The following is a 15,092-nucleotide window of genomic DNA, read 5'->3' as shown; positions in this document are numbered from 1 at the left end:
TGTCTTATTTCCTCAGAGCCAGGTTGTAATTGTAATATTCGGTCTTTCCCGTTATGTCCTCAAGCACCTCGAGGAACGGCGGGAAGTTGACATCCTCGTGGTCGACGATGCCCTTCGTCTCGAGAATCTGCAGGCCGGAGGCAGGCGACAGGTAGGTGTCAAGCTCGAAGAACTGTCCCCGCCAGATGAAGGTCTTGCGCACCTTGTGGATGGACAGGCGGTAAGGGTCGGCCTGCCGCATCAGCGACTCGTAGAGGTTGTTGTCGATCTGCCGTTCCGTCACCACCTGCTCGTTGTTCGGGAGGGTCTTCTTCGTCGTGCGGACGTTGATGGAGACGCCGTTCAGCGTGCGTCGGCGGAGACGCACCTCGCTGCGCGGCTCCGAAGTGAGGTAGGTCTGCATGATGTCGCTCTCGATGGCATCCGGAATCTCGCCCGTCAGGCGTACGATGTACTTGCGTTCCTCGATGACCTGCTGGGGAATCTCCAGCACATTGGAGATTTCCTGGAGCACACGGTTGATCTTCGTGTCGAAGTTCTCGTGGTTGTTGATGACGCGCAGGTGCGGATGTTCCGACCATGCCTGGATGACCTTCTTGTCCAGCTCGCGGGCAAGCTCCAGCCCCTCCGTGCGCTCGGCGTTGTTAGCCGTCGTATAGAACTGCTCGGCTCCGTCGGCGGCGCTGACGAGGTGGAGGACCGCATCGTAACGGGCACGGAGCTGTTCGGACGATGTGCCGGCGGCGGCCGTTATCTCCTCCCACATCTCCGGCTTCATGTAGGCCGAAATGTCCATCGTGCCGCGGTCGCAGACGATGATCGTCGGTGTCTTGATAGTCTCCGCCATGCGTGTGAACCTGTCTTCCAGGTCGAGCTGTGTTTCCAGCGTCGCCTTCTCACCCTCGTAGAAGAAGGCGCGGTTGTCCGTAAGGTAATCCATGCCGGCCTGGCTGAAGAGCGTCGGCACTTCAGGAATGATGAACACCTTGTAGCCGAGACTTGAGAAGTGCTCGATGACCTTGACGAGGGCTGTCGTTTTCCCGGCGCAGGGGCCGCCGGTAAGTACTATTCGTTTCATGACTGACTGAAAAATCCCCTCCACCCGAAAGTGAAAGGGATTCTTATCTAACATTACTGCTTTACAGTGCGAAAATGCGCATGTTGAATTACTCGGCCGCCGAAGTCTCCTCCTCGGCTGCCGGTGCCTCCTCAGCTGCGGGAGCCTCTGCAGGCTGCTCGGCCGGAGCTTCCTCTGCTGCCGGTTCCGGCTGGTTCTCTGCAACGACCGTTACAGGGATCTTGACTTCAACTTCCCTGTGGAAGTGAACGGTAGCCTCGGAAGTACCCACCTTCTTCATGTCGTGCATGGTCACGATCTTGCGGTCGATCTCGATGCCGCGCTTGGCAAGCTCTTCCACGACGGCAGCTGCATTGACAGAACCGTAGGTGACGCCGGTCGCAGAGACCTTCGCTTCGATGACGACCTCTACGCCGTCCAGCTGGGCTGCCTTCTTCTCTGCCTCTGCCTTGAGCGCTGCAAGCTTTGCAGCCTGCTGCTTCAGGTTCTCGGCCAGCTGCTTTCTGGCAGACGGAGAGGCGATGACGCCTTTGCCTGTCGGGATGAGGTAGTTACGGCCGTAGCCGTTCTTTACTTTTACGATTTCGTTCTTGTATCCAAGACCGATAATGTCTTCTTTCAGTATAATTTCCATCTATTGACCTCCTTTTTACTTCATCAAATCGGTTACGTATGGAAGCAGCGCAATCTGACGGGCACGCTTGATGGCCTGTGCCACACGGCGCTGATACTTCAGGGAAGTACCGGTGATGCGGCGGGGAAGGATCTTGCCCTGCTCGTTGAGGAACTTCTTGAGGAACTCGCCGTCCTTATAGTCGATGTACTTGATGCCGCTCTTCTTGAAACGGCAATACTTCTTCTTCTTCGTGTCGATGGAAGGAGCGGTCAAATAACGGATTTCTGATTTCTGCTCTGCCATGGTTAAGCCTCCTTTTTAGCTGCCCATTTGGCACGACGCTTCTCTGCATAGGCAGCAGAGTACTTGTCCTGCTTAACGGTGATGTAACGAATGACCTTCTCGTCGCGGCGGAAGCCGGTCTCAAGAGTGTCGATAACTGATGGTTCTGCGTTGAACTCCAGCAGCGCATAGAAGCCGGATGACTTCTTCTGGATGTTGTAAGCCAACTTCTTCAGACCCCAGGCCTCCTCGTTCAAGATCTCAGCACCGTTGTCGGTGAGCAGTTTCCTGAATTTAGCGACCGCTTCCTTCATCTGTTCGTCAGACAAAACGGGAGTCAAAATGAAAACGGTTTCGTATTGATTCATACTGTCTGTAAAAATAAAATGTGACTAAACTGCACCTGCTTTCGCAAAATGCGGTGCAAAAGTACGGCTTTTTGTGCAACTGACCAAATCTTTTTCGTACTTTTGCGTCTGCTAACAGCATATTTGCAGATTCGTATGAAGAAATATATCAAACACTTAGGCGTTGCGGCTCTCCTCGCAGGGATTCTCCTGTTTGTCCTTCATGTCGTCCTCCGTTTCCGGGGCAACACGCTGCTGTTCACGGGACTGGCTCTTGTCGTGGGGGGAGTCGTCGTTTTCGTCAAAGGGGAGGGACTTTCTGCGGCTTCCCCTTCCGATGAGGGAGAAGCACCGAAGCCACGGCCGGAAGTCAGGGGCGGAGGAGCTGCCGGCTGACCTTTCCATTCGCCGGAGGCTGATGCCGGCCTCGGGCAGTGCGGCGCATCTTGTGCGGCAGGTTGTTCCCTTCTCCGTCGATAGGCGGGAAGCGTGCGAGTCCCCGGCACGTCCGGTGTTCACGGACGATACCCTGTGTGGCGGCTTCCCGCACGGCAGGTGGCGGACAGCCGCACATCGGCAGGAGGCGGGATGGCGGAATCCTTCCTGCCGTCATGATGTGCCGGGAAGCTGATGACCGGCAGGTGCGGAAGCCGTCTGCCGGACGGCGGTGTCCCGACAGACTCCCCCTGTCCGTTCAGTGCTCTGCGCACCGTCCCTGTCCGTTGGCAGGACGCACTGGATTCATCGTTCTCCGCCAGCGGCTTTCAGGCTCATGTCAAGTCCTTTGACACTGTGGGTAAGCGCGCCGAAGGAGATGAAGTCGACACCGGCCTTCGCATAAGGGATCATCGTCTCGAAGGTGATGCCGCCGCTCGACTCCGTCTCGCAGCGTCCGCCGACCATCTCCACCGCCTTGCGTGTGTCCTCGGGTGTGAAGTTGTCGAACATGATGCGGTCGCAGCCCTCTGCCAGAGCCTCCTCCAGCTCCTTGAAGTTCCGCACCTCACACTCGATCTTGAGCCCCTCCTTGTCGTGTTCCTTGCAGTACTGCTTGGCCCGTGAGATGGCGTTGTGAACGCCTCCGCAGAAGTCTATGTGGTTGTCTTTCAGGAGAATCATGTCGAAGAGCCCGATCCGGTGGTTCATCCCGCCGCCGATCTTCACCGCCTCTTTCTCCAGCATCCTCATGCCCGGTGTCGTCTTGCGGGTGTCGAGGACGCGCGTCTTCGTACCGGCATCGATCAATGCCTGCTGGTATCTGTGCGTCATGGTGGCAATGCCGCTCATGCGCTGCATGATGTTGAGCATGAGGCGTTCCGTCTGCAGCAGGCTGCGTTCGCGCCCCTTCACGCTCAGGGCAATATCGCCGGGCTTCACGTGCGAACCGTCTTCCATGTAGACCTCCACCTGCAGTTCCGGGTCGAAGTGATGGAACACCTTTCTTGCAATTTCTACTCCGGCCAGTATGCCTTCCTCCTTGATCAGCAGCCGGCTCTCGCCCATGGCGTCCGCAGGAATGCAGCAGAGCGTCGTATGGTCGCCGTCGCCGATGTCTTCGCTGAAAGCGAGTTCGATGAGTCTGTCGTTGAGTTCTTCTACTGATAGCATGATGTATTCGATTTTGAAATTATAAACCTAATCGGCTGGAAATCTCCAGCATTCTCTGGATGGGCCTGACCGCCTTCTCCGCCACTTCGGGCTCTACCTCGACGGAGGGCCACTCGTATTTCAGGCAGTTGTACAGTTTCTCCAGCGTGACGAGCTTCATGTAATTGCATTCGTTGCAGGCGCAGGTGCTGTCGTCGGGCGGTGCGGGGATGAATGTTTTCTGCGGGGCCGACTTCTGCATCTCGGTCAGGATGCCGCTTTCCGTAGCTACGATGAACTCCTGTGCGTCGTCCGTAATGCTGTATTTCAGCAGGGCCGCCGTGCTTCCCACCTTGTCGGCCAGGCTGATGACAGGCCCCTTGCATTCGGGATGTGCCAGTATTTTGGCCGCCGGATGCTCACGTTTCAGCTGTAGGATCTTCTCCACCGAGAACTTTTCGTGTACATGGCAGGCTCCGTTCCACAGTACCATCTTCCGGCCGGTAAGCCCGTTGATGTAATTGCCGAGGTTCTGGTCCGGACCGAAGATGATGGGGGTGTCTTCCGGCAGGGACTCCACTATCTGGCGTGCATTGCCGCTCGTCACCACGACATCGGTCAATGCCTTGGTGGCGGCCGTCGTGTTGACGTAGCTTACCACCGTATGGCCCGGATGCGCTTTGACGAACGTCTCGAACTCGTCGGCCGGACAGCTTTCCGCCAGCGAGCAGGAGGCATTCAGGTCGGGGACGAGTATTTTCTTCTCCGGGCAGAGTATCTTGTTCGTCTCACCCATGAAATGCACGCCGCACATGACGATGATGTCGGCGTCGGTCGCCGCCGCCTTCTGTGCCAGCGCCAGGCTGTCTCCCACGAAGTCGGACAGCTCCTGGATGACGCCCTCTGTATAGTAATGTGCCATGATGAGGGCGTTCTTTTCCCTGCACATCCTGCGTATTTCCGCTTTGATATCTGTGTTTTCAGGGATAGGCTCGTCTATGAAGCCCTGTTCCTGCCATTTCTTGTCTGTCATTTTATTCAATTATAAAGCAAGCAAAGTTTAATTATAATGCGTGCGAGGTGCAGTTGTCATGAACGTGAAATGCACTTGCCCGGCGGTGGAAAGCGTCGGAGACCCGTATTCCCGCAGGGACTTTCCGTTTCCCGTTCTTACTGTTTCCGGTCGTAGGCGTGCTTCGGATAGTCCACGGTATAGTGCAGTCCGCGGCTTTCCTTCCGCTCTATGGCCTGCCGGGTTATCAGGTAGCCGACGTTGATCATGTTGCGCAGTTCGCAGATGTCCTTCGTCGCCTTCACCCGTTTGAAGAGGTCTTCCGTCTCCTCATACAGCAGGTCCAGCCGGTCCCACGCACGCTTCAGGCGCAGGTCGCTGCGCACGATGCCGACGTAGTTGCTCATGATTTCGCCGACTTCCTTGACGCTCTGCGTGATCAGGACGTGCTCTTCATTGGTCATCGTTCCCTCGTCGTTCCATTCGGGAATGTCCGTGTTGTAGTCGTAGCCGTCTATCACCCGGAGGGAATGTTCGGCTGCCGACTTGGCGTAGACGACGGCTTCTATCAGTGAATTGCTGGCCAGGCGGTTCCCGCCGTGCAGCCCCGTGCAGGAACATTCGCCTACGGCGTAGAGCCTGTGGATGGAGCTTTCCGCATTCAGGTCGACCTTGATGCCGCCGCACATATAGTGGGCACTGGGACAGACCGGTATGTAGTCTCTGGTGATGTCTATGCCGATGCTCAGGCATTTCTCATAGATGTGCGGGAAGTGCCGCCTGGTCTCTTCGGCATCCTTGTGCGTCACGTCGAGGCAGACATGATTCAGTCCGTGAATCTTCATCTCGTGGTCGATGGCCCGTGCCACGATGTCGCGCGGGGCCAATGACAGCCGTTTGTCGTACTTCTGCATGAACTCCTTTCCGTCCGGCAGGCGCAGCACGCCGCCGTATCCGCGCATCGCCTCGGTGATGAGGAAGGCCGGATGGGTCTCCGCCGGATTGTAGAGGACGGTGGGGTGGAACTGTACGAACTCCATGTCCTTCACGGTTCCCTTGGCCCGGTAGACCATTGCGATGCCGTCTCCTGTGGCGATCACCGGATTGGAAGTCATGGCATAGACGGCTCCCACACCGCCTGTCGCCATGAGCGTGACTTTGCTCAGGAACGTGTCGACCTTCCCGGTCTCGGGGTCGAGGATGTATGCTCCGTAGCATTCTATGTCCGGTGTCCGGCGCGTCACCTGTACGCCGAGGTGGTGCTGTGTGATGATTTCCACGGCGTAATGGTTCTCGAACACGGTGATGTTGCTGTCGTTCCTCACGGCTTCCATCAGCCCGCGCTGTATCTCGAAACCGGTGTCGTCGGCATGGTGGAGGATGCGGAAGTCGCTGTGCCCGCCCTCCCGGTGCAGGTCGTAGTTGCCGTCCTTGTTCTTGTCGAAGTTCACACCCCATCCGACGAGCGACCTGATGGCGTCAGGGGCGTTGCAGACGACGTGCTTCACGGCAGACAGGTCGGAAATGTAGTCGCCGGCGACCATCGTGTCGTTGATGTGCTTCTCGAAATTGTCTACGGCAAGGTTGGTTACGGCTGCCACGCCTCCCTGTGCCTTGGCCGTGTTGGCTTCTTCCAGGGAGGTCTTGCATACAAGTGCGACCTTTCCCTTGCCGCTTTTCGCCACGCTCAGCGCATAGCTCATTCCTGCGATACCGCCGCCGATAACGAGGAAGTCGAATTTGTGTATCATATTTCTTTGTTCTGATATCAATCAAACATCAGTGCAAAAGTAATAAAAAATGCTGTAATACCATTTGAAAAGAGGATTTTAAATCGTCGGAACGGGAAAAAGGCAACGCCGTCCTGCCCCTTATGGGGAAAGGACGGCGTTGCCGTGTGTGCATCTTCCATACAGCAGGGCCGTATGGCGGCGGTACCGTTTACTCCTCGTCCGGTACGATGAGCTTGTAGCCCTTGCCGTGGATGTTGATGATTTCAATCTGATCGTCCGGTTTCAGGTGCTTCCGCAGCTTGGTGATGTAGACGTCCATCGAGCGTGCGTTGAAGTAGTTGTCGTCGATCCAGATGGTCTTCAGCGCATAGTCACGCTGGAGGATTTCGTTGGCATGGGCGCAGAGCAGCGCCAGCAGCTCGTTCTCCTTCGTGGTGAGCTTGGTGGCCTTCGCCGGGTCGCCGTCGAGCGTGAGGAGCTGCTTCTGGGTGTCGAACGTGAAGCGTCCGACCTTGTACATGGTAGACTCCTTGGTCTTCTTGCCCCGGACGCGGCGCAGGATGGCCTCGATACGGAACACGAGCTCCTCCATGGAGAACGGCTTGGTGATGTAGTCGTCAGCGCCGATCTTGAAGCCTTCCAGGATGTCCTCTTTCAGCTGCTTGGCCGTGAGGAAGATGATGGGGACGTCCGTGTTCGCCTGGCGGATCTCCTGTGCAAGGGTGAAACCGTCTTTCTTCGGCATCATGACATCCAGCACGCAGATGTCGTACTTGTTCTTCAGAAAGGCCCTGTAACCCACCTCGCCGTCGGGGCAGAGGTCGGCCTGATAGCCCTTCGCCTGCAGATATTCACTCAACAGTGTGCCGAGATTCTCATCGTCTTCACACAGCAGGATTTTCAAATTCTCATCCATAGTCTGTTCGTATTAATTTGTTTTTATTCGTGTTTACGCTTCGTCTTCCGCATCTCGGATTACCGGGAGCTTGATGACGAACTTCGTCCCCTTCCCGTATTCGCTCAGCACCTTGATCTCTCCGTCGTGCAGGTCGACCATCCTCTTCACGTAGGCCAGCCCGAGCCCGAAGCCCTTCACGTCGTGGCGGTTGCCGGTGTGTACGCGGTAGAACTTGTCGAAGATCTTTTTCAGATTCTCCTTCTTGATGCCCTGCCCCGTGTCGCGTATCGAGAGGTAGAGGTGCTCGTTCGTGTTCCAGGTCTTCAGGTAGACGTTCAGCGGCTCATCGGGTCTGGCATACTTGACGGCGTTGTCCAGGAGGTTGAAGATGACGTTCTGGAAGTGCATCTCGTCGACGTACATCGTCGAATCCACCGCCTCGATGTCCGTATAGACCTTGCCGCCCGTATGCTCCACGCGCAGGGTGAAGGAGTGGGCGATCGCCTCCACCATTTCGTTGAGGTCGATGTACTTCTTCTTCAGCACTGCCTTCTTGCGGTCGTACATGCTCATCTGCAGCACCTTCTCTACGAGGAAGCGCAGCCGCTTCGACTCGTCGTTGATGACGCTGCCCAGATGTTCCATCATCTTCGGACTTTTCGCAAGACTCTTGTCGTTCATCATCTGGGCCGCCAGTGAGATGCTTGCGATCGGAGTCTTCAACTCGTGCGTCATGTTGTTGATGAAGTCGTTCTTTATCTCGCTGTACCGTTTCTGCCGGAAGATGATGACGATCGTGAAGATGAACGTCACCAGCAGCACGAACGTGAAGATGATGGAGGGGATCATGAACCGCACGCTGGAGAAGATGTAGTTGTTCATGTCCGGGAAGTGTACTTTCACCACCCCCATTCTGTTGACCGGGTCGTTGCGGAAGAGCACCTGCGAATAGGTATTCTCCTCGCCGTCGCTCACATAGTCGGGACAGCGGTAGACCTCGCGTCCGTCCTGGGTCGTCACCGTGAAGTGATAGGGGATGTTGATGCCGTTGTTCATCATCTCCGCCTTCAGGTCCTGGTCCAGCAGCTTGAAGTTGATGCGCTGGCGCAGCGGCTTGTCCGATGCCGAGTAGAGGATGTTGTAGATAACCTCCTCCAGCATGGCCTTCTGGTAGACGTAGCGGTTGCGGACGATCTCCTGCATGTTGCGTTTCGTCGCCGAGAGCGAACTGCTGTCGTTGCGCAGGATCATCGCTTTCGGGGTCAGGGAAGGCTTCGACTGGAGCAGTTTCGCCTCGAAGGACGTGTAGGGCTCTCCCTGGTTGTCGGTGGCGGGCGGCTGGTGGGCTGCCGTGGGGGTGCTGCCCGGCGCCGCCGTCTCCGTGTGCGACATCCGTTCCTTCCTGTTGACATCGTCTTCCAGATAACGAAGGGTCTCGTTCAGCTCCATGTTGCGGGAGGCCTGATAGAGGGCGCGGTTGACCGACTCGTCAAACTGTTCCTTCTTCATCTCAGCCATCTCTTCGATGTAGTTGAGCTGGAGCAGAAGCAAACCAAGGAACGAAAGTCCCATGATTACTGCAATAGTCCAAATTGTCTTCTTCTTCATTATCTGCTGTTTCGTTGCCTGCGTGCCGCAGAAAGTCCGTGTGCGGCACCGTGGTTTGTTCTCGTGGATGCAAAGATAAGATTTTCTTAAATCATTAACATATAAAAGTTAATAAAACTGCCTGTTTTTTATTTTGTTAACTTATCTTGTTGATTCTGTTTGATAATAATGAATTATAGTCACTGCCTTTCAGCTTTTATCCAGCCGCTGCCGCCGACTGGTACGGCTTTCTTTTCTGTATTTTCCACCTTATTATATAGCGGACAGTCCGGAAGTCGTGCGTCCAGTACCTCCCGTCTCGAGATGCGGGCCGGACCGGGGCGCATCCTGTCCGGGCGGCCGTCCGGCCCGCAGCCTCTTCTGACGGTGATTGCCGGCAGGGGACGACAGGGGCCGTTCCCGAAACGGTTTCTGTCCCGGGCTGGGGGGATGTTGTCCAAATCGTCCATGACGGCTACGCCCGGGGCGGGGCTTCCGATCGGCATCGCCCTCTGTTCTGCCCTCGTGTCCGCTTCCTTTCAGATTGGAAACTACTTTACATTTTCTCTCGTCTGTTCCTCCTTTTCTCCTGTTCTGATGCGGGACTTGAGCGGCGGGGGTGGCTGCCCAGATTGCAACCTGCCCCTGATTGGCTTTCAATCAACGCCCGATTGGCCTTCAAACAAGGCCTCTTTGCCTGCTGACTGACGGCCGTCTGCCATGCAATCGGGCATCTTTTCGGAGGAGCTTCGTATGTTGCTGTCTGTCAGGTGTCTGCGGACTCTCCTCTGGACTTTCCTGTTCCTCTCTCCTGCTTTTTCCCGGGCTGGCGGGAAACGGGCGGCGGGAGGGATTGCCGTAGAGTCGGGAATGGTAAAGAAACAGGACATAATCCGCAATCTTTCTTGACCTGTCATACGGTGGTGTCCGTCTATGGGAGCGGCCGCCCCCTGCGTCTCCGAGGGCTTTGTATCCGGTCCGGGAGACGGTGGGGTAGGGCTGTCCCGTACATACACAACGGTCCGCTGTCTCCTCATGGAAACAGCGGACCGTCTGTTGTCTGTCAGCCTTTCGTTTTTATCCGACGACTTAGTTCTGTATGTCAGGATTTGTCGTTCTGCTCCTTCATGTCGATGAACTGCTGTCTTGCATCATAGAACTCATACTGCAGGAAACCGAGTTTCTGTGACGGAATGACGTGAACCCCCGTCCCGTATTTCATCTGCCACTTTCGTTTCAGCGAGACCAGGCCCTTGTTGATGTAGGCCGCAACGTAGGGATGCACGTGCAGATAGAACTTCCTCACGCCCACCTTGTTGACGAGGCGGTCGATCTTCCGTTCCAGCTGGTCGGTGAAGAGGATGCTTGACCGTATCTTCCCCGTTCCGAAGCAGGTAGGACAGTTCTCGTCTACATCCACGTCCATTGCCGGGCGTACACGCTGGCGGGTGATCTGCATCAGTCCGAACTTGCTCAGCGGAAGGATGTTGTGGCGGGCACGGTCCTTCTGCATGTTCTTGCACATCCGTTCGTACAGCATCTGGCGGTCCTCGGCCAGATTCATGTCGATGAAGTCGACGACGATGATTCCCCCCATGTCACGCAGCCGGAGCTGGCGAGCCAGTTCGTCGGCGGCGCCGAGGTTGGTGTCGAGCGCATTCTGTTCCTGCGCTTTCTCCTTCGTCCTGTTCCCGCTGTTCACGTCTACGACGTGCATGGCCTCCGTGTGTTCGATGATGAGGTAGCAGCCGTGTCCGTAGTTGACGGTCTTCCCGAAGCTGGACTTGATCTGCTTCGTCACGTCGAAGTTGTCGAAGATCGGCACTTTTCCGGTATATCTCTTCACGATGCCCGCCTTTTCAGGGGCTATCAGAGAGACATAGTGCCGGACGGCCGTGCAGATTTCCTCGTCGTTGACGTAGATGTTCTCGTACGTCGGGTTGAAGAGGTCGCGCAGCATGGCGACCGCACGTCCGGTCTCTTCGAAGATGAGCTGCGGGCGTTCCTGTGTCTTCTGCACCCTCTGGATGGCTTCGTTCCACCGGTTCAGCAGGACTTTCATCTCTGCGTCCAGTTCGGCGACCCGTTTGCCCTCGGCCACCGTGCGTACGATCACGCCGAAGTTCTTGGGCGTGATGCTCTGGATGAGCTGCTTGAGCCTTGCACGTTCTTCTCCGCTTCTGATCTTCGACGAGACGCTTACTTTATGCCCGAAAGGAATAAGCACCAGGAACCTGCCGGCGAAGGAGATCTCGCCTGTGAGGCGCGGTCCTTTGGTGGAAATGGGTTCTTTGACAATCTGCACCATCACCTCCTGTCCTACCTGCAGCGTGTTCTGGACGGTGCCGTCTTTCTGCAGATCGGGCAGGCGGCTGGCTTTCTGGATGGGATAAAGCCGTTTGCGGTCGCTCTGTACCTGTTTCAGGTATTTCGCATAGGAGTTGAACTGACCCCCTAAGTCAAGATAATGAAGAAAGGCATCGCGCTCATAACCTACATCTACAAAGCAGGCGTTGAGTCCCGGCATCAGTTTCTTGACCTTTGCCACGTAGATGTTTCCAACCGAGAAGCTGGCCTCCCTCGGCTCGCGCTGGTATTCGACCAGCCGCTTGTCCTCGAGCAGGGCAATCGATATTTCTTTCGGTTGGGCATCAATAATTACTTCGCTTGTCATTTTCTTCGTTTGTTGTCACTACCACCCGGCGGTCGTGCTGGTCGCTGTCGACAGCTGCCGGATGATACTTCCAGATAATAAAAAAGCGGAACCTGCCGTCGCACTTCCAGGGAAAAGAAGTCTGCTGCGATGACACGCCCCGTCATGTTTAGAAAGTCTGTTGCAAGGGCTTTCGGCCTGTGGGGCTTACTTGCTCTTATGTCTGTTCTTTCTTAATCTCTTCTTACGCTTGTGCGTAGCCATCTTGTGTCCCTTTTTCTTCTTTCCGTTTGGCATAGCTTTAAATTGTTTTAAATTGTTATTGTATTTTCTGTTCGATTACTTCTTCATATCCTCGATGAATACCTTGGCAGGCTTGAAGCTCGGGAAATTGTGGGCAGGAATCGTGATCGTGGTGTTCTTGGAGATGTTGCGTGCGGTCTTCTCGGCGCGGTGCTTCACGATGAAACTGCCGAAACCACGCAGGTAAACGTTCTCCTTCTTTTCCAACAAACTGCCCTTGATAGCCTCCATGAAAGACTCAACTACGGCTGAGACGTCCTTCTTGGCGATACCCGTTGAGGTCGCTATCTCATTGATGATGTCTGCTTTCGTCATTTTGTTTTACGCTTTATTGATGTTATTTCTTTGTTCGTTCGTTATAACGGAGTGCAAAGATACTCATTTTCAGCTTAATAGAGAAACTTTTTTATGTCTTTTTGCAAAATATCTTGGTATCTGTCCGAAACTCCCGGCTTTTTTGTATCTTTGCGGCGTGGTAATCCGTGCTTCGGGCTGCCCTCGGGCTGCGTGCCGGAAGGAGCGGGGGTAGCAGAACTGTCCGGCCGCTGTGAGGCCGGATCGTGGCGGTATTAATATATATAAGGTGTATGAAGATTTCCATTGGCATTGACGTGGGCATCTCGACGACGAAGATCGTCGGGATCAGAGAGGGGAAGGTGGTGAAGCCGCTGCGGATCAAAGCCACCGATCCTGTGACTTCTCTGTACGGTGCGTTCGGGAAGTACCTGTACGACAACAAGATCGATCTGTCCGATGTGGAGCGGGTCATGCTCACGGGGGTGGGCGCTTACTATATCAACAAACCGGTGTATGGGCTTCCTACGGAGAAGGCGGATGAGTTCCAGGCGGACGGACTGGGTGCCCAGTTCGAGTCGAAGCTGCAGCGGATGATCGTCGTCTCCATGGGTACGGGTACATCACTTGTCCTCTGCGACGGCAGCAAGATCCGTCACATCGGCGGCATCGGCATCGGCGGCGGCACGCTGAGCGGTCTGTCGCGTCTGCTCCTGAAGACGGACGACTTCAAGGAGATCATCGCATTGGCCATGAAAGGCGACATCTCCCGCATCAATCTGCAGATCAAGGACATATCCACCAATCCGCTCCCCGGACTTCCGATGGATGCGACGGCCTCGCTCTTTGCCAATGCGCAGGCGAATGCCAGCCGGGAGGATCTGGCCCTGGGACTGGTCGGGCTGGTGCTGCAGTCCATCGGGTCGGCCACGATCCTGAGTGCGCTCAACAGCGACATCCGCGACTTCGTGCTGATCGGCAACCTGACACTGCTGCCGCAGTGCGAACTGCTTTTCCCGGTGATGGAGAAGATCTATGACGTGCGCTTCATCATCCCGAAGTATTCGGAGTACTGTACGGCCATCGGCGCGGCCTTGCAGGCAAGCAGGAGGGGGAAGGAGTAGGGAGGAGTTCCCGGGGACGGCAGCGGAAAGCCGCCCGGAGGACTACCGAGCGGGGGCTGTCTGCCTTGACAGCCAGCATCCTGAGAAGGTGATCAGGCCGTTCAGCATCAGCAGTTCATAGCCGAACTGATAGCCTGTCGTCTTCGACACGATGGTGTCGAGGGCGAAACAGAGCAGCGGACTGGCGACTGCCACATAAGGTATGTAACGGTCGTTGACGCTCCGTTTCGTCAGCAGACCGAAGGAAAACAGACCCAGGAGCGGTCCGTAGGTGTAGGAGACGATGGTGTAGATGGCATCGATCAGGCTCGTCGAATTGACCAGACGGAAGACGAGGATGAACAGCACGAACACGACGGACACGCCGAGATGCGCCTTCCTGCGCAGCCGTTCGTCCTTCTCCCGGTTGCAGATGTCGACGCAGAAGGTCGTGGTGAGGGCTGTCAGCGCAGAATCGGCACTGGAAAAACAGGCCGCTACGATGCCGATGGTGAAGAGGATGACCACCCACGTGCCCAGCTGCCCGCCTGCCACCGCCTGCAGCATGAGGTCGTCGGGAAGGGCTGGCAGCGGCTGTCCGGTCCTGGTGAAGTACATCATCAGCAGCACGCCCAGCGACAGGAAGAGCAGATTGGCCGGCACAAAGGCGAATCCGTATGTGCACATATCCTTCTGCGCCTCGTGCAGGGTCTTGCAGGTGAGGTTCTTCTGCATCATGTCCTGGTCCAGTCCCGTCATGACGATCACGATGAAAATACCGCTGAGAAACTGTTTCCAGAAGTTCTGCTTCGGCATCCAGTCGTCGAAGACGAATATGCGGCTGTGGCTATCTGCGGCTATTGCGCGGGCCGCCTCGGGGAGTGTCATCCCCAGAGCGTCCACCGCCTTGTAGATGATGAGGACGAGTGCGAGGAGCATGCAGAGGGTCTGGAAGGTGTCTGTCAGCACGAGCGTGCGGATTCCCCCGCGGCGTGTATAGAGCCAGATGAGGGCGACAAGGACGGTGACCGTCACAGGGAAGGGGATGCCGTACGCATCGAGTACGAACTGCTGGAGGATGATGCAGACCACGTAGAAGCGGACGGCGGCACCCGTCATCTTGGACAGCAGGAAGAAGCCTGCCCCTGTCTTGTAGCTCCGCCGTCCCAGACGGCCGCGCAGGTAGGCGTAGATGGTGGTCAGCCGCAGCCTGTAATAGACGGGCAGCAGCAGGAACGCCACGGCGAAATAACCGAGTATGAAGCCCAGGCACGTCTGCATGTAGGTCATGTCACCGGCCATCACCATGCCCGGGACACTGACGAAGGTGACCCCCGAGATGCTTGCTCCGATCATGCCGAATGCCACCAGATACCACGGCGACCTGCCGTTTGCACGGAAGAAGGCTTCGTTGTCGGCCTTGTGGCCGGTGGCTCTGCTGATTAACAGTAAGATGCAGAAATATGCAAGAATAGTACCGATGATAATCATAGCGGCGGCAAAATTACGAAAAATATCAGGATTCCGTGCATTTAGAAAATCTTATTTTGTACTTTTGCAGTACGTCCCCACGTCCGGGGAAATCTATCTATCCTATAA

The 15,092-nt window shown here is 56.0% G+C and carries 16 protein-coding genes; 2 read left to right on the top strand and 14 right to left on the bottom strand.

Going from position 1 to position 15,092, the window contains the following annotated elements; all coding sequences use genetic code 11:
* Positions 1-4 precede the first annotated feature (4 nt).
* From HMPREF9141_RS02055 to rpsF, 4 genes are all read right to left on the bottom strand, one after another.
* Positions 5-1,078: an AAA family ATPase gene (locus HMPREF9141_RS02055; protein WP_040554144.1), complete on the bottom strand. Its 1,074-nt coding sequence runs from the start codon at positions 1,076-1,078 to the stop codon at positions 5-7.
* 88 nt (positions 1,079-1,166) lie between these two features.
* Complete coding sequence (gene rplI, locus HMPREF9141_RS02050) at positions 1,167-1,712, bottom strand: 50S ribosomal protein L9 (protein ID WP_007366759.1); 546 nt, start codon at positions 1,710-1,712, stop codon at positions 1,167-1,169.
* Positions 1,713-1,727: 15 nt separating this feature from the next.
* Positions 1,728-1,997 carry a 30S ribosomal protein S18 gene (gene rpsR, locus HMPREF9141_RS02045; protein WP_007366758.1) on the bottom strand — a complete coding sequence of 90 codons (270 nt, stop codon included), beginning with the start codon at positions 1,995-1,997 and terminating at the stop codon, positions 1,728-1,730.
* A 2-nt stretch (positions 1,998-1,999) separates the two neighbouring features.
* On the bottom strand, positions 2,000-2,344 hold the full coding sequence (gene rpsF, locus HMPREF9141_RS02040) for a 30S ribosomal protein S6 (RefSeq protein WP_007366757.1): 345 nt from the start codon (positions 2,342-2,344) through the stop codon (positions 2,000-2,002).
* Between the two features lie 135 nt (positions 2,345-2,479).
* Here rpsF and HMPREF9141_RS12575 point away from each other — a divergent pair, with 135 nt between their 5' ends.
* Complete coding sequence (locus HMPREF9141_RS12575) at positions 2,480-2,719, top strand: hypothetical protein (protein WP_083809402.1); 240 nt, start codon at positions 2,480-2,482, stop codon at positions 2,717-2,719.
* A 119-nt stretch (positions 2,720-2,838) separates the two neighbouring features.
* Here HMPREF9141_RS12575 and HMPREF9141_RS02030 read toward each other — a convergent pair whose 3' ends face one another.
* The 9 genes from HMPREF9141_RS02030 to HMPREF9141_RS01985 form a co-directional block, all read right to left on the bottom strand.
* Entirely contained in the window at positions 2,839-3,033 is a 195-nt protein-coding gene (locus tag HMPREF9141_RS02030; RefSeq protein ID WP_040554141.1) for a hypothetical protein, read from the bottom strand.
* A 31-nt stretch (positions 3,034-3,064) separates the two neighbouring features.
* Complete coding sequence (nadC, locus tag HMPREF9141_RS02025) at positions 3,065-3,931, bottom strand: carboxylating nicotinate-nucleotide diphosphorylase (protein WP_007366754.1); 867 nt, start codon at positions 3,929-3,931, stop codon at positions 3,065-3,067.
* 19 nt (positions 3,932-3,950) lie between these two features.
* Positions 3,951-4,943 carry a quinolinate synthase NadA gene (gene nadA / locus HMPREF9141_RS02020; protein WP_007366753.1) on the bottom strand — a complete coding sequence of 331 codons (993 nt, stop codon included), beginning with the start codon at positions 4,941-4,943 and terminating at the stop codon, positions 3,951-3,953.
* A gap of 137 nt (positions 4,944-5,080) precedes the next feature.
* Positions 5,081-6,673: an L-aspartate oxidase gene (nadB, locus tag HMPREF9141_RS02015; RefSeq protein WP_007366752.1), complete on the bottom strand. Its 1,593-nt coding sequence runs from the start codon at positions 6,671-6,673 to the stop codon at positions 5,081-5,083.
* Between the two features lie 190 nt (positions 6,674-6,863).
* Positions 6,864-7,571, bottom strand: a complete 708-nt coding sequence (gene rprY, locus HMPREF9141_RS02010) for a response regulator transcription factor RprY (RefSeq protein WP_007366750.1) — start codon at positions 7,569-7,571, stop codon at positions 6,864-6,866.
* Positions 7,572-7,604: 33 nt separating this feature from the next.
* Positions 7,605-9,161: a sensor histidine kinase gene (locus HMPREF9141_RS02005; RefSeq protein ID WP_007366749.1), complete on the bottom strand. Its 1,557-nt coding sequence runs from the start codon at positions 9,159-9,161 to the stop codon at positions 7,605-7,607.
* Positions 9,162-9,340: 179 nt separating this feature from the next.
* Positions 9,341-9,646, bottom strand: coding sequence for a hypothetical protein (locus HMPREF9141_RS02000; protein ID WP_007366748.1), 306 nt, complete (start codon positions 9,644-9,646; stop codon positions 9,341-9,343).
* 596 nt (positions 9,647-10,242) lie between these two features.
* Positions 10,243-11,814, bottom strand: a complete 1,572-nt coding sequence (locus tag HMPREF9141_RS01990; RefSeq protein ID WP_007366746.1) for an Rne/Rng family ribonuclease — start codon at positions 11,812-11,814, stop codon at positions 10,243-10,245.
* Positions 11,815-12,132: 318 nt separating this feature from the next.
* Complete coding sequence (locus HMPREF9141_RS01985; protein WP_007366744.1) at positions 12,133-12,411, bottom strand: HU family DNA-binding protein; 279 nt, start codon at positions 12,409-12,411, stop codon at positions 12,133-12,135.
* A 272-nt stretch (positions 12,412-12,683) separates the two neighbouring features.
* On the opposite strand from HMPREF9141_RS01985, the gene coaW reads away from it, so the two are divergent.
* Positions 12,684-13,514: a type II pantothenate kinase gene (gene coaW / locus HMPREF9141_RS01980; protein WP_007366743.1), complete on the top strand. Its 831-nt coding sequence runs from the start codon at positions 12,684-12,686 to the stop codon at positions 13,512-13,514.
* A gap of 42 nt (positions 13,515-13,556) precedes the next feature.
* Here coaW and HMPREF9141_RS01975 read toward each other — a convergent pair whose 3' ends face one another.
* A complete protein-coding gene (locus tag HMPREF9141_RS01975; protein WP_007366742.1) occupies positions 13,557-14,984 on the bottom strand; it encodes a sodium:solute symporter in 1,428 nt (475 codons plus the stop codon).
* Between the last annotated feature and the right edge of the window lie 108 nt (positions 14,985-15,092).

This window comes from Prevotella multiformis DSM 16608 (genome assembly GCF_000191065.1).
GTDB lineage: Bacteria > Bacteroidota > Bacteroidia > Bacteroidales > Bacteroidaceae > Prevotella > Prevotella multiformis.
The sequence above is the reverse complement of the archived record's forward strand: the minus strand, read 5'-3'. Positions and strand labels throughout refer to the sequence as shown.